We start from the raw sequence: 21,499 nt of genomic DNA, 5'->3' as shown, positions 1-21,499 counted from the left end.
TCGGTTGACTAAGGTGGTTCTCTCGATAGGTAACACCAGCAGTCATCCGGTTCGCCTGGAAAAGTCTCAACTTTGTTCGCCGTCCTCCTCTTCCTGGTCGGGATCGTCATCCAGTTCATCGTCCTGACCGACGCCGCACGCGTCCTCCGTCGCACCGCCTCCCGGTGCATTCCATTGCTGTACAGTGGCGCGCAAGGCCTCGGCCGCCAGGCTGAAGTCGGCGCGCCATTCGCCGCTGGCCGCCTCCAGCCGGCAACTGCCCTGGGCCAGCCGTGCGTCGGTGCGCAACTCCCACGGCAAGGCGTCCTCCTGCGCCAGGCTGGCGGCGTCCTCCGGATGCAGCCAGGCCACGGCCTCGGTCAGCTTGGGCGGTGCTTCTTCGCGCACGCGTCGGCAGGCGGCCATCACCCGTTCGCGGGCAGTGGTATCGACCAGCAGGCGATCGAAGATGGAATGGGCCAGATCGACCGCCAGCCCGGCGACGCCCTCGAGCATGCTGGCCTCGCGTTCGCGCAGGCGCGCCAGCAATTGGCCGGCTTCATGGGCGATGCGCCGCTCTTCATCGTGCAAGGCCGCCAGCGCGTCGGCCCGGGCCTGCTCGCGAATGCCAGCGGCCTCGGCCTGGGCTTGCTGCACCAGCTGCGCGGCGGCAAGGCGGGCGTCTTCGGTCACCCGGAAATCGACGCTGCTCACCACGCCGTGGCGCGGTCGCAGGCTGGGCGGCAGGCAAAGCTCTGCGGCAAGGAATGATGAGGTCGCTGGCGCCACGTAAGAACTCGCTTCGGGTAAGGGTAAGAAGTAAGGGTAAGGGTCAAGCCGACAACAGCGCCTGGCTTGACAAGGCGCCAGCGCGCGCCTGGGCCAGGCACAGCTGCCAGCAGTTACGTTCGCGCTCACGCGGCAGGGGCGGCGGTGCAGATGCCGACAGCGTCGGCGTCAACACCTGCGCCAGCTGGTGCGCCTCCTGCTCCGGCAGCAGCAGGCGCAACCGCGACCACAGACCGGGAAAGGCGCGTTCCAGCCGCAGCGCCAGCTCGGCCATGCCGCGTGCGCGTACGCCGATGGCGCGCAGCTCCTCCGGCAGCGATCCCGACCAGGGCTGCAGCGGCTGCGTCAGCGCCACGCTGAGACACCAGCGGCGCTCCGCCGGGGTCAGCCAGGCCAGTTCGGCTTGATCGTGCCGACGCGCGGCAAAGAGGCCGCCATACAGGGTGGCGGCGTGATGGAACTCCTCGCTGTCGCGTATCGTCATCTGCCAGCGCAGGTCGCCGCTGTCCGGCAGGTCCGCCGCGACGCCGACCACCCGGCACCAATCCCGATACGCATCGCGCTGTGCCAGCATGCCCTGGCACAGCGACGGCCACGGCCTGTGCGCATAGCTCCACGGCGCAAACCACCAGTCGAGGAAGGATGCGCTGGGCGCGGACGCCGCCTTGGGGTCCATCCTGTCCTGCCTCATGTGCCGCGCCCTGCCGTCGGCTCGGGCGCCTGGGGCTTGGCCTGGCCCTGAGCCTTGGCCTGAGCCTTGTCCTGGGCTTTCTTGATGCGGCGGGCGGCGAATTCGGCCACCATCCGGGCCACGCGCGGATGACGCAAGGCGCGCTGCAAGCCGATGTAGCCCAGGCTGGACAAGGTGGTCAGCAACAAGGCGCTCATGGTCAGCGCCAGGCCGCCGGCGGAAGACACGGCCACCGTAAAGGGCCCCAGCATGGTCCATTCGATGCCCGGCGTGGGCGGTTCACCCGGCATCATCACCACCGATACCTTGCTGCGGCCATCCTCGCTGGCCAGGCCAGGAATGCTGGAAGCCACCAGCCGGCGGATGCGTGGCATCACCGCATCCTCGTCCAGCGGCGGACGGTATTTCACGAACACCGCCGCCGAGGACGGCTGGATCGGCTCGCCCGGCGCGATGCGCTCCGGCAGCACCACATGGACCCGCGCCGAGACCACGTGGTCGAACTGCAGCATGGTCGATTCGAGCTCTTCCGACAGGCCGTGGATGTAGCGGATGCGTTCCTCCATGGGCGAAGAGATCATGCCCTGCTTCTTGAACACCTCACCCAGATTGGAGAGACTGCGGCGCGGCAGGCCGGCGGCGTTCATGGTTTCGGTCGCGCGCGACAGTTCCACGTCCTTGACCAGCAAGGTCACGCCGTCCTTGCCTTTCTGTTTGTCGACCTCGATGCCCTTGCGGTTGAGCACCAGGATGATTTCATTGGCATCGGCGTCATTGAGCGCGGCCTGCAGGACAACCATCCTGGAGCAGGCCGCCAGCGTTGCCAGCAAGAGCAACAGGCAGCCCATACGCAGCATGCGGGCGGTAAAGGACATCGGACGCCTTTCGGGTTACTGGAGCTTGGTCAGCGAATCGACCGAAGTCGACGCCTTGGAAACACATTTGGAGATGGTCTGCACGCGGATCTGGTAGTCGCTCAGCGCCATCATGGCCTTCATGAGCTGCATGGAATCGCCGGTGCGGGTGGCCTGCTCCAGCAATCTGGAGACATACAGCTGGTCCTGCTTGACCTCGGCGGCCAGCGACGAGGTCCGCTGCGCCAGCGCGCTGCCCAGCGAATGGGTATTGGGCTTGAGCCGCAGGGCGTCCTTGTTGAGGTATTGCTCGAACATGGACTTGAAATGCTCAGCCTCCGCCCCACCCGGCTGAATCTCCATGTGGATGCCGGCGTCGCGGGTCGGCCCACCGGCCAGGTCATTCGGAGTACTGCTCTGCTGCAATGAGGCCTGTTGCATGTGGATGGCTCCCTCGGAATCCGGATTGGACAGTGTGTGGGTGGGCGCCACGCCCCTGCCGGTTCCCGCGCTATGCATTCAGAGGGTGACGTAGCGCCCGCCGGCACAGTGCAGGCCGCCGCAACCCAGCTCCGAGGCCGGGTCGCAGCATGCGCCCAGGCCGCAACGTCGGCGGCAATCGGCGCGCGATCCGGGGGGCGAGCGGGCGATCAAGGGCTCGCCTGGTGCGGGCGCGCCCCCTCCTTCTCGCCCACGCAGGGGACGCGGTGCACGCAATACGCTGTGGCCAACACCCGGCGCCAGCGCCAGATGGTGGGCGCGGTCGCCGCTGCCGATGATGAGCTCCTGACCAGCCTCGCCACGCCCGATCGGCACCGATGCCGGGCTACGCGCCGATTCGATCTCCGGCTCGATCACCGGCTCGACACCGCGCGCGGGCGCGGCGTCGCCCAGCGGCACCTCGCTTTCCGGGCCATATCGGGAGGCCGGTTCAGCGGGCGGCGACGGCGCGCTGCGCTGCGCCGGCGGCTCTTCCGCCGATGCTCTGGGACGGCGCGGTGCAGGTGGACGGGTGTTGACCAGCTCGCTGAGATCGGGGGGCCGTGCCATGTTCATCCTTTCGGGAGGGTGTCGCGTTCGGGCGGCTCGCCCAGGGATTCCAGTTCGACTTCGCGCTGCACTTCGCCGCTGGCGACCAGCTCGTGCACCACCGCATAGACCTGCGCCACGGCCTGGTAACTGGAGCGCGGCACCGGCATGTCGTCCTGGCAGGTGGCGTAGAGCGTGCGCGCCAGCCAGACATGGCGGATCACCGGGATGCCGCAGGCATGCGCGCGCGCGATCATTGCCTGGGCGATCTCGTCGCGGCCCTTGGCCAGCACTAGCGGCACCATGGCCTCATCGGCGTCATAGAACATCGCCACCGCGAAGTGGGTCGGGTTGACCACCACGGCGTTGGCCTTCTCGGTCTTGGCCGCCGGCGCTTCATTGGCCCACTGGCGCGCCAGCTGCTTGCGCTGTCCCTTGACCATGGGGTCGCCTTCGGATTCCTTGAACTCGCGCTTGATCTCTTCCTGGTCCATCATCAGGTCCTTCTTGTGGAAGTATTTCTGCACCGCGTAATCGATCACGCCAAGCACCAGGCAGACCACGATGATGAGATGGAAGATATTGCGCAACAGCGTCACGAAGGCCTCATAGACGTCCTTGGGTTCGCCCCCGGCCAAGGTGAAGATGGCGCCCAGCTGGCTGTGGATGGCGCTATACATCATGCCGGCAATCAGGGCTGCCTTGCCCACGGTGATGAAGAGCTCGACCAGCTTCTTCTTGGAAAAGATCTGCTTGATGCCGTTGACCGGGTTCAACTTGTCCAGCTTGGGCTCCAGCGCCTCGGTGGCGATGAGCATGCCGAATTGGCCCCAGTGCCCGACCACGGCGGCCAGCGGGCAGATCACCAGCACCGCGAAGAAGGCCACGGCCAGTAAGATCAGCGCCGCCGTCAGCTGGTTGTTCATGGCAGTCTGGAAATCCTGCCCCACCCCCAGCACCCCACCCTCCATCAGATTGAAGACCGCGCCGCGCCACAGGCTGTCAGCGGCCAGCGCCGCCTCCATCACCGCCACCAGCGTCACCAGCCGGGCCAGGTCGCGGCTGACGGCGATCTGCCCTTTCTTCTTGGCGTCCTCGATCTTCTTGTCGGTCGGTTCTTCGTTCTTGTCGTCGCTCATGTCATCCTTGCCGGGTCAGCGCTGGGCCATGAGGACCGTCAGCAGGTCGAGCAGGTGGGCGAAGTCGCCAGCCACGTAGTGCGAGAAGGTCGACCAGTACAACAGCATGATCAGCAGGCCGACCAGGCTCTTGACTGGCGCCGAGGCGAAGGACACCTGCAGGTTGGAGGCGAACACGCCGACGATGGCAAAACCGAACTCGATGAGCACCAAGGGAATGAGCACCGGCGCGCCGTACACCACGATGTACCAGAGCAGCTCGCCGAAACGCTTGACCAGCACGTCGAAATGACCAGGCTCGAAGGGGGGCGCCAGGGTGAAGGCCGGCCATACCGCATAGCTTTCGATGAGAATGCGCGCCATGCCGGCAAACATGCCGGCCTGCACCATCACCAGCACGACCGCCTGCAGCAGCAAGGCGCCTACCGCGCTGGCATCGCGGTCCACGGTGGCGTTGTTGGCCTGGATCTGGATCGGTGAGCGCTGGCTGTCGAAGATCGAACCGATGGACTGCACCACCCACAGGGGGATCGCCATGAGCACGCCGAACATCAGGCCGATCATGGCCTCCTTGAAGACCATGACGCCGGTGGTGAGCATGTCCGGTGCGGTGCGCTGCACGAACAGGAAGGTCGGCAGCGCCGCCGGCAAGGAGATGGCCATGGCGGCGGTGTTCTTGGCCAGGCCGGTCAGCACGTTCAGGCCGAAGCCGGGCAGGATCACCAGGCACACCAGCACGCGCGGGGTGACCAGCGCCATCGTGACCAGCACCGCCTGGAGATCGAGCAGCAGCGAAGCCGGCATGATTCAGCGTCCGATGTCCGGCACCATGGTGAAAGCCAGGTCGGCCAGGCGCAACATTTCCACGCCGATCCAGCGGCCCATGCTGGCCAGCGTCACCGCCACGGCCACCAGCTTGACCACGTAGGGCAGCGTCTGGTCCTGGATCTGGGTCACCGCCTGGATCAGCGACACGCCCAGCCCGCACAGCGTGGCAATGAGCAGCGGCGGCGCCGACATCATGATGGCCATCCACAGGCTCTGCTGGAAAAAGTTGATGGTATCGGCCACGGCCGTCTCCTCGGTTTCAATGTGGGTTCAATGGAGATGGAATGCGACAGGAAAGGACCCGTCGCTCAGACATACGACATGGCCAGCGCGTTGAGCAGCTTGGCCCATCCGCCTACCAGCGTGAAGAGCAACAGCTTGAGCGGAATGGTGATGGTCTGCGGGCTCACCTGTTGCATGCCCAGCGCCATGAGCAGATTCGAGATCAGCAGATCGATCACCACGAAGGGGATATAGATCAGAAAGCCGATCTCATACCCGGTCTGCAATTCAGAGACCACAAAGGCCGGGATCAGGATCAGCGCATCGGTGGGCTGGGCATCCTTGGCCGCTTCCTTGGGCCAGAGCTTCTTGGCCGAGGCCAGGAACATCTCGCGCTGCTCGGCATGGCTCATCTTGAGCATGAACTTGCGCAGCGGATCGAAGGCATCCTGGGCGCGCTCCAGGATGGGCACGGTGCGCGAGGCCGCCGGATGGGACACGTCCACCGCCATGGCGCGCTTGCCCACCTCCTGCACAGTGGGCGCCATGATGAATACCGACAAGGCCAGGGCGATGCCGTAGATGGCCAGCGTCGGCGGCACCTGTTGCACGCCGATGGCGTTGCGCAGCACCAGCAGCACCAATGAGATCTTGAGAAAGGAAGTGGTCGTCACCACCATCAGCGGCACCAGCGCCATGAGCGCCAGCAGCACCGAGAATGAAACGACATCGAACTGCCCGCTCAGCATGCGCCGCTCCAGCGGACGATGCGCACGCCCAGCCGGCCATCCACCGACACCACCTCGCCCCGGCCCAGTTCCACGCCTGCGCTGGTGATGCGCAGCGCCTGGGCGGAAGCGCCGTGCAGCTCCAGCACGACCTGTTCGCCCAGCGCCCGCAGCTGCGACAGCGACAGGCTCAAGCGGCCAAGCTCGACCTGCAGCGTCAGGGGCAGTTCAACGGCAACGTCCGGCCCGTCCTCCCCGTCCCGCCCTTCGTCGCCCTCCTCCGCGCTGGCCGCAGACGCATCGGCGTCATGGAAGGCCTCGTCATCGGGATCGGCGTCCAGGTCTGCGGACGATTGCGCGAGGTCGGTGTCATGGTTCAAGGCATTCTCCTGTGAAATGATCTGCAAGCGCTGGTGAGCGATATAGCGCACCCGCCACTGGCGGGCGCCCAGCGTCATGCGGCCGTGGCCGTGGATGTCAAACAAGGGCCGCTCAGGCAGCAGCAGGTCGCCCACCCGCAGCGCCTCCATGACCCTGCTGGGCAAGCGATGCGTGGCCAGCAGGACGGTGCTCGACAAGGGCAGGCCCGACCAGGCCGATAGGGGCATCTGCATCGGTTCGGCGGCTTCCAGCCAGCAGCGCCATAGCGAGGGCGCTGCCCAGGCCAGGGTCTCGATGGCGTGGGTCGGATCGCGCAGACGCAGACGCAGCGCGACCAGGCCGGCTTGGGCGGCGTCGCCCGCCGCGCATGGCTGGACGGTGTGCAGGCTGGCCAGCGCCGTCTGCTGCAGACGTCCCGCCAGCGCCGCCGCCAGCCAGGGTGCGAACCTGCCATCGGCATGTCGGCTGGCGGCGGGATCGATGCCGGTCAATCCCGCCAGCAAGCGCTCTCCCTGCGCCAGCAGCAATACGCCGTCCGCGGTCTGCAACCGCAGGTCCGGCGCCATCGCCGCTACTGCCGATGCTGCCGTCGCCGACGCCGGCAGCGCCAGCAACGCCATGTCGTCCCGACCCAGCGCGAGACGCACACCGCGTCCGAGCAGCCGACTCAATTGCGCCTGTTCGGCGCCGATGAGCGGCGCACCGCTGCGTAGATCAAGCGGCAAGACCAGCGGCGACGAGGAGAGGACATCGGAAGATTCGGACATGGCAGCCTGTTGGATCGCAAGGAAAGCGCCAGGCTGCGACAGCGCGATCAGCCAGCCAGGCCGCATCACGCCGCCGCTCCTGCCCGCCCCTTACAACACCGTCAGCCTGACGGATGTCTCCATACGTTGCGCCAGCGTGTTTTCCAGTTCCATCCTTTTCTTTTTTATTTGCACCCGCAGGCGTTCGGTGGAAGGCATCAGCAGCAAGGAGGTGTAGCGCGGGCCGATGTCGATCGCCACGCCCAGCCGCGAACCACAGGGCAGCAGCACCTCGAAGAGGCCGCTGGCCCCGGCCGGCGGCATGGCCTCGGCCAGCAGCGCGCAGTCCAGCTCGTCCGCCTCGTCCGGCACGCCACGCAAACCCGCTGCGCCCGTGCCGCCGCTCTGCTCATCGCCCTCGCTGCCGCCGTCGCCCTGTCCACGCTGCCCGCCCTGCCCGTCCACCGTCAACAGCAAAGGCAGTCCCGCGGGGGAACGCTCCTGCTCGGCGCCGGCGGTGCGCGTCTCGCGTTCGCCCGGCGCACGCGGCACGCTGCGTGAGGTGGCCTGGCCATGCGCTGCATTGCGCTGCGGTCGTTGCGGCTGGAGTTGCCTGGGCGCGGGTCTGGCCTCCTCTGCGGCGGTGGACGCCGCAACAGGCGGCCGGGGCGGCAACTTCAGCCTGGCCGGCTTGGGCGTCGGTGGTGCCAACGGCAGATTTGCCTCGGACGCCAGCGACAAGGACAGCGACAAGGGCGATGCCGACATATCAGGCCTGTTCATTCTGAGCCATGGCAAGCGCCTTCATCTCGTCGCGCAGGACGGTCAGTTTTTCCTGCTGTTTGTTGGCGTCCTTGACGCGCTGGCGGGCGATGAAATAGTCGTCCCCCGCCCGGCGGCAAGCGCGGGCCAGCGACACGCAGGCCAGGCGCATCTGGCCGGCCTCCATCTTCATGCGCTCATAGGCCGTCTTGGCGCGCTTGAAATCGGCATTGGTGATCGTCATGCCGAAGAATGCCGCCCGCGCGGCCATCCATTCGGATTGCGCGCGCTCCCTGGCCTGGCGCCACTGGTCGGTCTTCGCGCCCAGGTCGGTGCGCAGCGTGCGCCACGAGGAGCGCGCTTCGTTGCGCTCGCGCTCCAGCCGTCCAAGGCGTTGCTTGCGCACATTGAGCAACTGGTCCAGGCGGCGGTCCGGTCTTTTCGGTTCAGCCACATCGACCACTTCGCGCTTGCCCGCAGGCTTGCCCCATGCAGCGTCCATGGCCGCGCCCGCCCTCATTGGGCCATCTCCATCAGGGTGTCCAGCGTTTCCTGGAAATCGGCGCTGCCGCTGGTATCCTGGCGCAGGAAGCTCAGCTGCTCCGGCCGCAACTCCATGGCGCGGTCGGCCACCGGGTCGGCGCCGGACTTGTATTCGCCCAGTCGGATCAGCAATTCCATCTCCTGGTAGCGCGCCAGCAGCTCACGAAAGCGCGAGGCCGCGCGGCGATGCTCGCGCGAGGTGACGTTGCTCATCACGCGGCTGATGCTGGCCAGCACGTCGATGGCCGGGTAATGTCCTTGTTCGGCCAGCTTGCGGGTGAGCAGGATATGGCCGTCCAGCAGTGACTTGGCCTCATCGCCGATCGGGTCGGAGCTCGATTCGCCGTCCACCAGCACCGTATACATGGCCGTGATGGACCCTTGGGGGGTGCCGCCTGCGCGTTCGATCAGACGCGGCAGCATGGTGTAGACCGAGGGCGTGAAGCCGCCGCGTGCCGGTGGTTCGCCGGCGGCCAGGCCAATCTCCCGTTGCGCCCGCGCGAAGCGGGTGAGCGAATCGACCAGCAGCAATACCTTCATTCCCCGGTCGCGGAAACCTTCGGCAATGGCGGTAGCCGTGAACGCTGCGCGGGAGCGTTCCATCGAGGTGCGGTCGGAGGTGGCGCAGACCACCACGGTCTTGCGGATCAGTTCGGCGTCCAGCTCGTGGTCGAGGAATTCGTTGAGTTCGCGCCCGCGCTCGCCGATCAGGCCGAACACGATGGCCTCGGCCTGGCAGCCTCGCGCGATGGCCGCCATCAGCGTGGTCTTGCCGCAGCCCGGCCCGGCGAAGACGCCGATACGCTGGCCCATGCCCATGGTCAGCAGTCCATCGATGGCGCGCACGCCGGTAGGCAGCGGCGTGGCGATGCGCGGGCGGCTGGTGGCCGGCGGCGCATCGCGGATCACCGGCGACATGGCGCGCCAGGTGGCGACATTTTCCTGCGCGGCCGGGGCCCGGAACATCCATCGGCCAAAGCCGTCGAGCACGCAGCCGAACAGGTGGTCGCCGACCTCGATCGAATGAGAGCGCCGCAAGGGTTCGATCACCGTGCGGGTGGAAACGCCTTCCAGCGGACTCAGTGCCGAAAGGATGGAGGCCTTGTCGGTGAACCCGACCACCTCCGCCAGCATGGTCTTGCCGGGCTGCTCGGGATTGAACAGATTGCACAGCTCGCCGATCTGCACTGGTGGCATATGCGCCTCGATCAAGGTGCCCAGCACCTGGGCGACCCGGCCCTGGCTGGAGAAGCCCGGACGCAGCGGCAGTGCGGCCTGCCAGGCCGGCAGACGCGCGCGCAGCGCGGCCAGTTGCCCCTCCAGCGCGGCCTGGAAGACATCGTCGCGCTTCACCATGACACGTTCAAGGCTTGCTTGCCGGTAAATCTGATCTGGTTGCCCGCCACCGCCGCCAGGCGCACGCCGCGATACTCGTCGCCGACGTAGAGGCGGCGGCCGTCATCGGTGACGATGCTGGGATCGCTGCCGTTGAGCACCTGGACGATGCGGAAGGGCAGCATCGATTCCGGGCTGCCGATCTTGACGTCGATGGGAAAGTCGATGACGTAGGCCTTGGCAAAATCGCGCAGCATGCGTTGCAGCCGCTCGGCGTCGTCCTCGCCCATGGCGCCGCGCAGGGTCCATGCGCCCTCGCGCAGGTCCAGCGTCATCCGGGAGAGCAGATCGACCTCGGCCAGGCGCTTGCGCAGCGCGGCTTCCAGCTCGGCCGCGGGCAGCTTGCGCGGCAGCGCGGCCAGCCGCTTGAGCTCTTCCGCGCGCGCCCGGGCCTGCTCATCGGCCGGCGCCGGATGGCTGCTCAGCGCATAGGCGGCCGCACCGGTCAGCGCGGTGGCCATGAAGAACGGCAGCAGCACCATGCGATAGCCGCGGCCGCGCCGCGCCAGGGCTGGCTCGGCGGCGGTGGCATCGTCCGGCGTCGGGGCTGGCGCCTGCTGCTGCGGCTCGTCCTCATCCGTAGCGGGCAGCGGCAGTGCGTCGCTGTACGCGGTCTCCTGGTCCGCTGGTGGGCCCTCCTGGTCGCCAGAGGAGTGCGGCGTATCGACCGGCTCCGGCGGCGGGTCGGTCCATGGCGCATCCTGATCGACCACGGTCAACCAGATGCGGTCGGCGCGCGCCAGCTCGCCAAAGGCCAGTTGCAATGCCGACTCCGGCCGGTTGCTGTCGGCCCGGCGCAGGCAGCCGTCCATCGCGGTCAGGGTCCAGCCCTCGGGCGTCAACGCAAGCCTGGCGTGCTGCCCGGCAATGCCGGGATCGGCCAGCACCACGTCGGCGTCTTCCTCTGCGCCCAGAATACGTTCGCCGCTATCGGCCAGCGGCAATGTCGCGCCACGGTGATAGCCGTTGAGAATGCGCAGTTCTTGCATGATCTTGCTCCATCAAATCGGATGCGGGGCGCGACAAGGCGTGCGCGCCATGCCGCGCTATCTGTGTGCGCCGTGCGAAGGCAGTTCCATCTCCTACCGGAAGGCGCTCTTGAGCAAGGCGATGAAGAAATTGTCGCTGCTGCGATGGGTGGCCGGATTGCGCGGGTCCCAGTCGGGATTGTCCATGTTCAGCAGCGCACCCAGCACCATGGCCTCGGCCAGTTCGCGGCGCTTGCGGGCGGTCTCTTCGCGTTTCTGCGCGGTCGCGCGCAAGGAGATCGCCGTCACCGCCTGCTCCGGCCGGCTCTTGAGCAGGGCCGGTGTGTGCTTTTCCTTTTCGGCCAGCGCCTTGGTCACTTCATCCATCATGTCGCTGACGAACGCGTAGCATTTGTCACGCATCAGATCGAGATCGCGCGCGAGGTATTTGTCCTTGCTGGCGCGCTCGATGATCTCCATGGCTTGGTCATGGGTCATCGGCTGCGTCGACGGGGCCGCTGCATCCGGCGAACGCAACTGTTTGGCTGAGAGGCTCATCATTTCATGCTCCGGTTTCACCACGATTGTTTCTGCTTGCCGCCGGATGCCAGGGATCCGGCGGACCATGCCACGCTTTTTTTCGGACGTCAGATCTTGGGTGGACGCGGCGGCGGGTGGTCGCCTTCGCTGTCGGACTGCACCGTGGGCGGGCGATAGGTGAGCGTGGACGACGAGGGCGGCGGGGCTGCCGGCGGCTGCGGGTACACCGGCGCACTAGCATCGCTGTCCGGTTCCTGCGGCTGCGGTTGACCGTCGGGGGCCAGATCGGGCTCCCACGGACCACCGCTTTGCCCATGCTCGTGCCCTGGCCGCGGACGCGGCACCTGGCCCACGCCCTGCATGGTGGCCTGGTTGGCGCGCTGCTGGAGCTCGCCATCAGCCTGGACGATCTCCAGCAGGTCTTCTGCGTATTGCTGCGCATTGCGCGGATCGAGCTGGGCTACCGCTGCATGCAGATGGCTGGGCAGCGATCTCGGCGGCGCCGGCGGCGGCCCGCCGTGTTCGCGGTGGTGCAGTAGCTGGGTCCGGAATTGTTCCAGTTCGCGCGAGATCTGCTGGGGCCGCTGTTCCAGGAACGCGGCCAGATTGGGAGGCATGACATCGCCGAAGAGACCGCGAAAGCGTTCTCGCAGACGGTCGCCGAAATAGTCCGCCGGCCTTGCCTGGTCTTGTGGCGCAGACGAGGCGGCATCGTGACCCGGCACCGGCGCAGACTGTCCGATATCCCAGCCGGCGCCGCGGAAGATGGCGTTCAGGGCGCGCTCGGTGTCCCTGGTGGGCGAGTAGGCCTCAAGCAGGCTGGCCAGGATGTTCTCCCCCCTCTTCAAGAAGAATTCCTGGACTATGCTGGCGATGCGGGCAAAGCCTTGCCCGCCTGGTCGAGACGCCCCCTCAGGCGAGGTGCGCGGCGACTGGCTGGAGCGGTCCTCTGGCGGCGCTACGCCATGCAGACTGGAAAACAGATTGTGTATATCGAATGAAGGCATGATGCTTCCTTAGCGGCCATCGACGGCAGGCCCAGACGCCGGGCCGCCGGTGGCGCAATGAGACGGTGGTGGGCAATGCGCCCTGCTAGGCGCAGGCGACGATGCCGTCGTGCTGCGCTTCGGTTCCTTCATGAATGTCGGCGCAGCCGATGCGGTTCCACCACTGCCGCCGCCATCGCAGGGCTCACACCTCGATCATCCCCACCGGCTTGACCTTGGCGTGCTGGGTCAGCTCGGAAAACGCAAACACCGGGACGGGGAAGAATTCCTCTTCGATCAGCTTGCGCACGGAGCGGCGGATATCGGCCGCCGTGACCAGCACGGGCGGCACGATCGGGGTGCTGACATTGGTCGAGAGCTCGTTGAGGCGGTCCAGGATCATCTGTTCCAGTTCGGAATCGATGTCCAGGTAGCTGCCCTGGCTGGTCTGCCGCATGGCGTTGCGCAGCTGGTCTTCCAGCTCCGGCGACAGCAAGATCACTTCGATGAGTCCCTCGCGCGAGGCCTCGAAGCAGAGCTGGCGCTTGAACGCCAGCCGCACATAGTCGGCGATGACGTCCGGATCACGCTCCTTGGGCGCCCAGTCCAGCGTGGTCTCCAGAAGCAGCCGCGCATTGCGCAGCGACACGCCTTCGCGGGTGAGCCGCTGCACCACCTCGGTCAGGCGCGGCAGGGTGACGGTCTTGACCACTTCCTTGCCCAGCTCGGGATAACGGCGCTCGGCCCAGCGGGTGAAGCGGATCACCTCGTTCACGCCCACGAACATCTGGCAGTTGCGCAGCATCTCCACTTCGATGTCGGAGGCGAATACCTTTTCCCAGGATTCGGCCAGCAGGCCCGCCTCGGCCAGTTTCTCCGGGTCTTCGGTCTTGACCCAGACGCGGCGCCGGCGCGAACCGGGAATATTGCGTTCGAATCCCTGGAAGCCCAGTTCCTGCACCCGCTCCAGCGATTCCCGGGTGGCGCTCCAGCCCAGCATGATCTCGGCATCCACCAGCGGCACCTCGGACATCATGAAGAACACCCGCCCTTCCGGCACCATGCTGCTGAACTCGAAATCGATGGGCTTGAGGTCGGGAATCCCGCGCCGTTCCAGCATGGCGTTGCGCATGATGCGCACCGCCGTGCGGATCACCTCGGCTTCGGCCTTGCCACGCATGGACTCGTTCATGCGCAGGATGAAGGGCGTGGTGGCGGCAAAGCTGGTGAGATCGACGATGCCGGCGTTCTTGCGTTCGAGCTCCTCCGATTCGCGCGCCATCTCGGCGTCGGCCAGGGGCTTAAGCATGCCCACCACGCCGGCCACGCACAAGCCCACGGCCAGCGCCACGAAGATGACCGTCGGCATGCCCGGGATCAGGCCGAACAGCAGCATGATCCCGGCTGCCGTGAGCAGCGCCTTGGGTTCGCCGAAGAGCTCGCCGACGATGTCGCGGCCGATGTTGGTTTCACCCTCTTCGTTATCATCGCTGACGCGGGTGGTGATGATGCCGGCCCCCAGCGAGATCAGCAGCGCCGGGATCTGGGCGATCAGCGCATCGCCGATGGAGAGGATGGAATAGACCTGCATGGCCTGGCCGGCATCCATGCCGCGCTGGATGATGCCGATCGAGATGCCGCCGATCAGGTTGATGGCGACGATGCAGATGCCGGCGATGGCGTCGCCCTTGACGAACTTCATGGCGCCGTCCATGGCGCCGTGCAGCTGGCTTTCCTGGCCCAGGTGGGCGCGCTTGGCCTTGGCTTCCTCGGGCGTGAGGATGCCGGCGCGCAAGTCGCTGTCGATGGACATCTGCTTGCCCGGCATGGCGTCCAGGGAAAAACGCGCCGACACTTCCGACACCCGTTCCGAGCCCTTGGTGATGACGATGAATTGCACCACCGTCAGGATCAGGAAGATCACCAGCCCCACCACCAGGTTGCCGCCGACGACGAAGTTGCCGAAGGTCTCGACGATGTGACCGGCGTCGGCTTCCAGCAGGATCAGGCGCGTGGTCGACACCGAGATCGCCAGACGGAACAAGGTGGTCAGCAGCAGCACCGCCGGAAAGGTCGAAAAGGCGGTCGGCCCGGCCATGTACATGGCCACCACCACGATCAGCCCGGAAGCGCACAGGCTCATTGCGATGAGGATGTCGAGCAGCCAGATCGGCATGGGCAGCACCAGCATGAAGACGATGCCGATGACCAGCGCCGCCGCCAGCAATTCGGCGCGCTTGCCGAGCTGGATGGCGAATTTGTTGAGCAGCATCACGATGCCCATGGCTTTCATGGCGATTCCCCTGTGATCGGTTGGAGACGGGAGCGGACCGGGCCGTCTAGGCCGGCGCCCGATTGTCCTGGGCGTATTGCAGCCGGCGCAGCACCAGGTCCACCCAGGCGGCGTTGTGCGGCGTGCGCATGCGGCGCAGGCGCTGCTGGTCGACCGGTTCCAGCACCTCGGTGGCGGCGAAGTCGTGCATCAACCGCAGCTTTTCATCGTCCGGCCATAGCAGCAGGCAGCCGCGGCTCAGGGCATAGGCTTCTTCGTACTGGTAGGCGTTGAGCAGTCCCCACACCAGGCCAAGCGCGGCGACCAGCTCAGCCTGCATGCCCTCATGCTGTCTCTTCTTGCGCATGCGCGGCCTCCGTGTCTGCTACGCCGGTGAGCGCTTCGGCGTGCTTCATCTGCAGCCAGCGCAGGCGCATGCGCACCGCCAGTTCGACCTGGCGCAAGGCGTCCATGAGCGGCGCCCGCGCCGCCCCTTCAGGCAAGGTCAGGGAATGCGCGACCAGCAGGCGCTGCAAGCCGCGCAGCGAGGGCACCGGGTCACCGCGCCAGACCGGATTGTCGGAGGTCAGCGCCGGTCCCAGCAACTCGGTGAGCACCCGCTGCAGCGGATCGACCGGCAATTCCAGTGCGGGTAGCGAGGCGGCTTCTTCTTCGTTGGACAGCAGCGGACGCGACTTCTGCAGCCCCGTCAGCGCCTCGGTGCTGTGGATCTCGGCCAGTTCGCCCGGATCGACCGGCAACTGCCGGCCAATACCGGGGGCGGCAATGCGGGCGTTCAATTGAGCAGCTCCAGCGCGGCCTCGAGCTGGCTGTCGAGTTCGTCGCCGCCCTCTTCCTCTTCCGAGCTCAGACGCCGCACCACATAGATGCCGCCATCATTGAACAAGGCCGGCAGCCAGCCGCCGAAGAGGCGCAGTTCAGCGCCGCGCCGGCGCAGGATATCCTCCGGCCGCATCGGCGCCTCGGCGCTCACGCCCAGGGCGATCAACATGCCCGCCTCCTGCGGATAGGCGAACACATGCATGCCGTTGTCGACATGGCTCATGGCGACAGCCTGCTGGATGCGGGCCTCGCCGATCAGTCTCATGATCAGTTCCTTCATCGTCTACTCACCTTTTTCTCGAGGGCGTGCGGGCCGGCGCGTCGCCGGCGGCGCGATAGAGGGTGTCCAGTTCCTGCCGCCATGCGTCTTCGCGCAATTCCTCCGGGGTCGGGAAGTTCGACATCCCGGCCTGCAAGGCGGTCACCTGCCGGTTCAGTTCGTCCAGCAATTCGCGTCGTGCATTGAGCTTGTCCTGCGCCCAGATCGTCAGCGGCAACTCCACGATCGCGTCGCGCACCAGCCGATAGGCGCGCGCGCGGGCGTTCTTGTCGATGCCGCCGATATCGACGATCTGCGCCATCAGCTGCGGCACCTTGCCCTTGCCCCAGCCGGCCTCGGCGGCGGTCAGCAGGATCACGGTCAGGCCGACGTCATCTACCTTGACTTGCATTGCTCCCCCTCATCGATATGAGCGCGGCAGGTCCGCCGCGGCTCAGGTTCAGGGCTTGATCTCGGACAGGTTCACCAGCAGCTGCCTGGCCACGCTCATGGTCGAGCGCAACTGCATGAAACACTTGCTATCGGAAATGGCCAGGGCGTACGCGCCCCGGTTGCGTACCGGGTTCTTGCGCAGGTTGTCCTGGTTCAGCGTGGCGCCGACCATCTGGCTGCAGATCACGTCGGCCATTTCGCTGAAGCAGTCAGGCGCGTGCCTTTGCAGGGCGCGCGCCATGACGGCCACCGACAGTTCGGTTTCGACCTCGCTGTCGCGCGGCGCGCCGATGATGATGCGCAGTTCGCGACGCAGGCCGCGCTGGGGCTCCAGACTGGGATCGCCGACCTCGACCGCCTCTTGCACGTGGGTGAACTCACCCCGGATCTCGCCCATGCGATTACGGATCAGCGAACCCAGGATCTGGGCCACGGAATTCTTGAGCTTGTTGGACTTGAACAGATCGGCGGCCGGCAGGCCGCCCTGCTGGCGCGCCTCGACTTCGCGCCGCGCCCGCAGCATGGTGCTCACGGCGTCCAGCACGGCATGTTCCTTGAGTTTCTTTTCCACCTCTTCGCGGGCTTCGCGATCCTTTTCGCGCGATTGCCCCAGCTTGCGCTCGAGCACGTCTCTCGGATCGAAGGCGGCCTCGGCATGCGTGGCCAGATCGACGGGCGCGTCCAGCACCGAGGCCGCCGCCTCACCGTTCTTCTTTTCGCCCTTCTCGGATCGTCCGCGTCGCCCTGGTGTCTGGTCGCGCTGCTGCCTTGGCTGCACCGGCACGACAAAGTGCTTCAGCGTCTTTCTGGAGAACGGCAGCGATCGCACGCCAGCCGGCATGTTGATCGCATCGAAGGGGACGACTTCGGTGTTGCCCAGTCCACCTGGCGCCTGCCGTCCCGTGTGGGGCTTGTGGATAGGGCCGCGGGTCGGCGTCAGGCCGGGAGGAAATCCCGGTCCGGCCTGGCCAGGTTGCGGCTGGCCGATGGATGGATTGAATGGTTTGAAGGAAGCCATGATGCCATTGGGTGGCGACGGCATGGCGGCAGGTTCCATCGTCGCGCCTGGCGCAGTGGAGCACAGAAAAACGGAAAAGGACACTGCCGCGGTTCCCTGTCGCACACGGCAAATCCTCAACATTCTTCAAAGTCTCACGAATGTTCAACGAACGCATGCGGGCCGTCGGGCCGCTGATATCTTGCGCCCATGCCAGACGAGCAGCGGCTGAAAAAAACGCACAAGCAGGCAGCGCTCGATCATCCCACACACCTGATCTGCCAAGGAGAACACGATGCACACCGCATTTCACATGCAAGCAAGCGAGTCCGACGCCCACCATGCTTTCGAACTGGAAGCCGCCGCATCTGAAGACGAAGGCGAAGAGGCCCTCACCATCGCCAACCCCACTGCCCTCCTCCCCATCGCCGCCGCTGTCGAGGCCGGCCCTGCAGTGCCGGCGCAGGCCGCTACCGAACCAGCCGGTGCGCCCATCGACATCGTGGCGCTGTACACCAAGCATCGCACCCATCTGCTGCGTTTCGTGCTGCGCTATGTGGGCAACCACGAAGACGCCGAAGACGTCGTGCAGAATACCTTCATCGAAGCGGTCAAGTGCGCCCACCGCTTTTCGGGCTTGTCCAAGCCTTCCACATGGCTATTCGGCATCGGGCTGAACCTGGCGCGCAATCAGGTGCGTCGCAACAGCGCCGATCGCTATGAGATGGTCGAGGAAAACTTCATGGAGCAGCTGGTCGACGCCAGCGCCGACCCGGCGATGGTCTATGAGCTGCGCCAGATCGCCCAGAAGGTCGATGACATGCTGAGCGAACTGCCGCCGCATATCCGCCATACCTTCGAGGCAGTGCTGGACGGCGACGCCACCTATGAAGAAGCGGCGCAACATCTGAATATCCCGATCGGCACTGTGCGCTCCCGCGTCTCACGCGTGCGTGCCGCCGTCCGCCAGGAATACGGCGATGACAAGGCAGCCGCCCGCCGTGGTTCGGGGCGGCGCAAGGAAGGTTGAGGGAGCAGGCCCGGCGGCATGCCGGGTCATCCTGATGAAACGCAGGAGCGATGCAAGCAGCCCAGCCAGGGTCCGTTCAGGACTTGGCGTCGGCGGCGATCTCCTGCGCGCAGCTGGCGGCCAGGTCGGCCGTGGCAAGGATTTCATCCATCACGCTGCGTTCATCGGTGAGCAGGCGCAGCGGCACCTTGCGCACCAGCACGTAGCGCCCTTCATCGGCGTGCCAGAGGAAGTCGATGGAATTGATCGGCGCTGCCTCCAGCGCCGCAGGCGGCGTCAGCAAGGCGGTCGCCGGCGCGCCCACGGGCGGCAAGGTGGCGGTGACGCAAAGATAGAGATCGACCCCGGCCGGTTCTACCGAGGTGCGGGTGAAGATCTCGCCGATCTGCAATTCCAGCGCGGGACGCGCTGCGGTCTGCTGGTCGCAATACTGCATCAGGTCGAGCAGCAATTGCTTGACCTCCTGGCCGGAAATATCGTCGTGCTGTTGGTCCACGGTGGTGATCCTGGTTGGATGGGCGGCGGCCCTGTACGGCGCGCCGGCGAATGTGGGCCATTCTAGCAATGAAAACGGCCTGTTCAGGCCGTCTCCCCTGTGAACCCGGTAACCCGGTACCCCCTGTCACGTCCTGAAGCAGGCTACTGCTGAGCCTTCATCCTGGCGATGTCGCCTGTTGCGGCGCCATGTTCAGATTGGCCCAGACCGGCAGGCGCTGCGTGCAGATGGCCTGGGCCAGCGCCAATAGCTCGGCGTGGATTTCCTCCCGTGTCGACAATGGCGCACCGCCGCGCTGGAGATGGGTGCCCTGGCGATGGATGGCTTGCGCCATGGGCAGCACCCATTGCTCCGGCTGCGACTGCGCCTGGGACAACTGATCGAACGCCACCCGCTGCAACAGTCCCGAGGGCAGGCCATTGCCCAACAGCGGCGAGGCCAGCGCCTGGAAGCAGTCCGACTCGGCCGACCAGCCAGCGATGAGGCGGTTAAGGCGCTGGGCCGCCTGGCGCGGCTGTGCGGCAGCGGACAGGAAGAAGGGGGCGGCCTGGCGTGAGGCCGACAGCAAGATCGCCATCGACGCGATCTCGCGTAATCCTCGTCCCTGCTTGCGCAGCGCCGGCAATGCCGCCAGCTCGGCGAACGAATGCGGACGCTGGCACAGCGCATCCATCACCGGCTGGTAGGTATGCGCATCCGCGCGCACATTGCCGATGGCCAGCGGCAGCTCCAGCGTGATGCGCGAGGGTGCTTCGGTCAGCGCCAGCCCGCAGCGCTCCAGCCAGGCGTCGCGCTGATGCGGGCTCATGCGGCGCGCCCCGCGCACGTAGATGTCTTCGCGGAAGCTGCTGTTGCAGATCTGGTCCCATACCAGCTCCCGCATCCCGGCATTGGGCTGCTGCGCCAGTAGCGATTGCTGCGCATGGCTCAGGTACAGCTCCGGAAAACCGTAGGCCAGTTCGGCCGAACCGACATAGTCCAGCTTGGCCTGCGCCAGGTCCTGGATCACGTCGATGGAAAACAGCGCGTCCCAGCCCTGGTTGAGATATTCGTGCGCCAGGTAGCCTGGCTCATCGCTCTCCAGCGCGCGCAGACGCCGGCGCAGGCCGGTGGCCTCGGCAGCGCCGAAGGCGGCGGCGCCGGCCTGCGACAGCGCTCGCACCAGCGCACCGCCCTGATGCAGCTGGGCCTGGCGATCACACATGTCGTGACGGCCGAATTCGCGCAGCATGCGCTGCAGCGACAAGGCCGAGCTCCAGCCGGGCAAGGCGTTGTAGTTCAGGTAGACGATGCCGCCCGGTTTGAGGTAGCGGCGCAGGAAGTCGAGGATGTGGCCCCGGTTTGTGCGGTCGACCCAGCTGTAGACGCCATACATGGTCACGAAATCGAAGGCCGGCAGATCGATCTCGCCACGCGCCATCTGTTCGAAGCTGCATTCCAGCACCGTCAGGTTATCGATCCCGGCGGCGCTGGCCATATCCTGCGCAGTGCGCACCTGGGTCGGCAAGAAATCGACCGCATAGAAGCGCCCCTGGGGATTGGCCGCCGCCAGCACGGTGGAGGTCAGGCCCTGGCCGCAGCCCAGTTCCATATAGGTGAATTCCCTGTCCAGAGGGACCGGCTCCACACCCTGCGCGAGGCAGGCGAAACTGAGATGGACGGGGCTCTGCTCCGGGAAAAAGCCTACCGGGTAATCAATCCCGTGCACGTAACCGCTGCTCCATTGCATGTCGTTCTCCGCTTGTTGAGAGGGCTCGCTGGATTCACTTGCGCGGCAAGCGCCGGATGCGATGCCAGGGAAAATCTTCGTCCAGCAGCGGCATGGCGCCATCCGCCGGGCTGCCACCGGCTTGCCAGGAAACCTCGTCTGGAGGGAATGAATCGGCTTTCATTGCCTGCATCCTTTCGTCAAAAGTAGCGCTGTGCTGCAGCGTTGACCGCCGCCGCGCGGATCGCGTCAGGCGGCGTAAGCGCCGATGTAGGCCCGATAGATATCGCCGCCCGGCCTGATGAACAGATTGATGATGGCGCGGTCGCGTCCCGCCCGCGCCTGCGCAGCGCCGACACCGTTGCCGGCGGCAGCCGGCTGCGCCGCCAGGCTGGCCGCGCGGCTGGCCGGTGCGCCGGCCTGGTCGGCCATGGCGGGCGTGCGGGTGCGTCGGGTCCGGTCCGACGCCAGCGGATTGTCGTTGCGGCTGTCCTCGTGAATGGCGCCCACGCGCGCCTCGCCCGACCCCATGCCAGGCATCGGCGGCGGCTCGGCGGCAGCCTGGGCCGGACCGCGCACGGTATCGCCGCGCCGCTTGTCGGCTACCGTTGCGCCTGCCTTGCGCGGGGTGCGCAGGCGATGGAACACGCCCGCCGATGTCGGGCTGAACAAGGCGCGCGTCATCGGCGCAGCAGGCGTGGAGGAGGCCGGGGTGACCGCCTCTGTGGAAGGGTTGGCGTAATAGTTGTCGGCGAACTGTCCGTACTGGCGGAAGAAGCCGGCGTTGGCCCGTGCGGCGGAAGCATGCGTGGCCGTCGCCATGATGGGTCGGATGGATGTGATCATGATGCTGTTCTTTCA

At 66.4% G+C, this 21,499-nt stretch carries 27 protein-coding genes; 1 reads left to right on the top strand and 26 read right to left on the bottom strand.

What is annotated here, in order from left to right:
- Positions 1-66: 66 nt before the first annotated feature.
- The 22 genes from ACP92_RS04015 to ACP92_RS03910 form a co-directional block, all read right to left on the bottom strand.
- Positions 67-768: a FliH/SctL family protein gene (locus ACP92_RS04015; protein WP_013232838.1), complete on the bottom strand. Its 702-nt coding sequence runs from the start codon at positions 766-768 to the stop codon at positions 67-69.
- Between the two features lie 43 nt (positions 769-811).
- A complete protein-coding gene (locus ACP92_RS04010; protein ID WP_013232837.1) occupies positions 812-1,459 on the bottom strand; it encodes a hypothetical protein in 648 nt (215 codons plus the stop codon).
- Positions 1,456-2,334, bottom strand: coding sequence for a type III secretion system inner membrane ring lipoprotein SctJ (gene sctJ, locus ACP92_RS04005; protein ID WP_013232836.1), 879 nt, complete (start codon positions 2,332-2,334; stop codon positions 1,456-1,458). Before sctJ ends, ACP92_RS04010 begins: the two co-directional genes overlap by 4 nt.
- Before the next feature lie 15 nt (positions 2,335-2,349).
- Positions 2,350-2,754, bottom strand: coding sequence for an EscI/YscI/HrpB family type III secretion system inner rod protein (locus tag ACP92_RS04000; RefSeq protein ID WP_013232835.1), 405 nt, complete (start codon positions 2,752-2,754; stop codon positions 2,350-2,352).
- A gap of 78 nt (positions 2,755-2,832) precedes the next feature.
- The gene (locus ACP92_RS03995; protein ID WP_013232834.1) at positions 2,833-3,363 is read right to left on the bottom strand and encodes a hypothetical protein; all 531 of its coding nucleotides are present in this window, start codon (positions 3,361-3,363) and stop codon (positions 2,833-2,835) included.
- Between the two features lie 2 nt (positions 3,364-3,365).
- Entirely contained in the window at positions 3,366-4,481 is a 1,116-nt protein-coding gene (gene sctU, locus ACP92_RS03990) for a type III secretion system export apparatus subunit SctU (protein ID WP_013232833.1), read from the bottom strand.
- 15 nt (positions 4,482-4,496) lie between these two features.
- Positions 4,497-5,285 carry an EscT/YscT/HrcT family type III secretion system export apparatus protein gene (locus tag ACP92_RS03985; protein WP_013232832.1) on the bottom strand — a complete coding sequence of 263 codons (789 nt, stop codon included), beginning with the start codon at positions 5,283-5,285 and terminating at the stop codon, positions 4,497-4,499.
- Between the two features lie 3 nt (positions 5,286-5,288).
- The gene (gene sctS / locus ACP92_RS03980; protein ID WP_013232831.1) at positions 5,289-5,552 is read right to left on the bottom strand and encodes a type III secretion system export apparatus subunit SctS; all 264 of its coding nucleotides are present in this window, start codon (positions 5,550-5,552) and stop codon (positions 5,289-5,291) included.
- Between the two features lie 65 nt (positions 5,553-5,617).
- Positions 5,618-6,280 (bottom strand): type III secretion system export apparatus subunit SctR, encoded by a 663-nt coding sequence (sctR, locus tag ACP92_RS03975; protein WP_013232830.1) that lies wholly within the window; start codon positions 6,278-6,280, stop codon positions 5,618-5,620.
- On the bottom strand, positions 6,274-7,407 hold the full coding sequence (sctQ, locus tag ACP92_RS03970; protein ID WP_167578377.1) for a type III secretion system cytoplasmic ring protein SctQ: 1,134 nt from the start codon (positions 7,405-7,407) through the stop codon (positions 6,274-6,276). The genes sctR and sctQ overlap by 7 nt, the downstream gene beginning before the upstream one ends.
- Before the next feature lie 90 nt (positions 7,408-7,497).
- Entirely contained in the window at positions 7,498-8,154 is a 657-nt protein-coding gene (locus tag ACP92_RS03965) for a hypothetical protein (RefSeq protein ID WP_013232828.1), read from the bottom strand.
- A gap of 1 nt (position 8,155) precedes the next feature.
- Positions 8,156-8,650 carry a hypothetical protein gene (locus tag ACP92_RS03960; protein ID WP_156181710.1) on the bottom strand — a complete coding sequence of 165 codons (495 nt, stop codon included), beginning with the start codon at positions 8,648-8,650 and terminating at the stop codon, positions 8,156-8,158.
- 14 nt (positions 8,651-8,664) lie between these two features.
- Positions 8,665-10,047 carry a FliI/YscN family ATPase gene (locus ACP92_RS03955; protein ID WP_013232826.1) on the bottom strand — a complete coding sequence of 461 codons (1,383 nt, stop codon included), beginning with the start codon at positions 10,045-10,047 and terminating at the stop codon, positions 8,665-8,667.
- Entirely contained in the window at positions 10,041-11,075 is a 1,035-nt protein-coding gene (locus tag ACP92_RS03950) for an FHA domain-containing protein (protein ID WP_013232825.1), read from the bottom strand. Before ACP92_RS03950 ends, ACP92_RS03955 begins: the two co-directional genes overlap by 7 nt.
- Positions 11,076-11,168: 93 nt before the next feature.
- Positions 11,169-11,615, bottom strand: a complete 447-nt coding sequence (locus tag ACP92_RS03945) for a hypothetical protein (RefSeq protein ID WP_232284899.1) — start codon at positions 11,613-11,615, stop codon at positions 11,169-11,171.
- An 86-nt stretch (positions 11,616-11,701) separates the two neighbouring features.
- Complete coding sequence (locus ACP92_RS03940; protein WP_013232823.1) at positions 11,702-12,601, bottom strand: hypothetical protein; 900 nt, start codon at positions 12,599-12,601, stop codon at positions 11,702-11,704.
- A gap of 184 nt (positions 12,602-12,785) precedes the next feature.
- Entirely contained in the window at positions 12,786-14,873 is a 2,088-nt protein-coding gene (gene sctV, locus ACP92_RS03935) for a type III secretion system export apparatus subunit SctV (protein WP_013232822.1), read from the bottom strand.
- A 46-nt stretch (positions 14,874-14,919) separates the two neighbouring features.
- Positions 14,920-15,219, bottom strand: coding sequence for a hypothetical protein (locus ACP92_RS03930; protein ID WP_013232821.1), 300 nt, complete (start codon positions 15,217-15,219; stop codon positions 14,920-14,922).
- Entirely contained in the window at positions 15,197-15,652 is a 456-nt protein-coding gene (locus ACP92_RS03925; protein ID WP_013232820.1) for a hypothetical protein, read from the bottom strand. Before ACP92_RS03925 ends, ACP92_RS03930 begins: the two co-directional genes overlap by 23 nt.
- Positions 15,649-15,960 (bottom strand): hypothetical protein, encoded by a 312-nt coding sequence (locus tag ACP92_RS03920; RefSeq protein WP_232284898.1) that lies wholly within the window; start codon positions 15,958-15,960, stop codon positions 15,649-15,651. The genes ACP92_RS03925 and ACP92_RS03920 overlap by 4 nt, the downstream gene beginning before the upstream one ends.
- 22 nt (positions 15,961-15,982) lie before the next feature.
- Positions 15,983-16,366, bottom strand: coding sequence for a hypothetical protein (locus ACP92_RS03915; RefSeq protein WP_013232818.1), 384 nt, complete (start codon positions 16,364-16,366; stop codon positions 15,983-15,985).
- 48 nt (positions 16,367-16,414) lie between these two features.
- Complete coding sequence (locus ACP92_RS03910) at positions 16,415-17,464, bottom strand: hypothetical protein (protein WP_013232817.1); 1,050 nt, start codon at positions 17,462-17,464, stop codon at positions 16,415-16,417.
- 235 nt (positions 17,465-17,699) lie between these two features.
- On the opposite strand from ACP92_RS03910, the gene ACP92_RS03905 reads away from it, so the two are divergent.
- Positions 17,700-18,434, top strand: a complete 735-nt coding sequence (locus tag ACP92_RS03905) for an RNA polymerase sigma factor (RefSeq protein ID WP_013232816.1) — start codon at positions 17,700-17,702, stop codon at positions 18,432-18,434.
- Positions 18,435-18,510: 76 nt separating this feature from the next.
- On the opposite strand, the gene ACP92_RS03900 is transcribed toward ACP92_RS03905, so the two are convergent.
- The 4 genes from ACP92_RS03900 to ACP92_RS03890 all read right to left on the bottom strand — a co-directional run bounded on the left by ACP92_RS03900 (position 18,511) and on the right by ACP92_RS03890 (position 21,484).
- A complete protein-coding gene (locus tag ACP92_RS03900; RefSeq protein ID WP_049788044.1) occupies positions 18,511-18,930 on the bottom strand; it encodes a hypothetical protein in 420 nt (139 codons plus the stop codon).
- A 157-nt stretch (positions 18,931-19,087) separates the two neighbouring features.
- Positions 19,088-20,659, bottom strand: coding sequence for a class I SAM-dependent methyltransferase (locus tag ACP92_RS03895; RefSeq protein ID WP_013232814.1), 1,572 nt, complete (start codon positions 20,657-20,659; stop codon positions 19,088-19,090).
- A 34-nt stretch (positions 20,660-20,693) separates the two neighbouring features.
- Positions 20,694-20,822 carry a hypothetical protein gene (locus ACP92_RS25160; protein ID WP_269147546.1) on the bottom strand — a complete coding sequence of 43 codons (129 nt, stop codon included), beginning with the start codon at positions 20,820-20,822 and terminating at the stop codon, positions 20,694-20,696.
- 65 nt (positions 20,823-20,887) lie between these two features.
- Positions 20,888-21,484 (bottom strand): hypothetical protein, encoded by a 597-nt coding sequence (locus ACP92_RS03890; protein WP_048348495.1) that lies wholly within the window; start codon positions 21,482-21,484, stop codon positions 20,888-20,890.
- Between the last annotated feature and the right edge of the window lie 15 nt (positions 21,485-21,499).

This window comes from Herbaspirillum seropedicae (assembly GCF_001040945.1).
Taxonomy (GTDB): domain Bacteria; phylum Pseudomonadota; class Gammaproteobacteria; order Burkholderiales; family Burkholderiaceae_D; genus Herbaspirillum; species Herbaspirillum seropedicae.
This window is presented reverse-complemented; position numbering and strand designations above follow the sequence as displayed.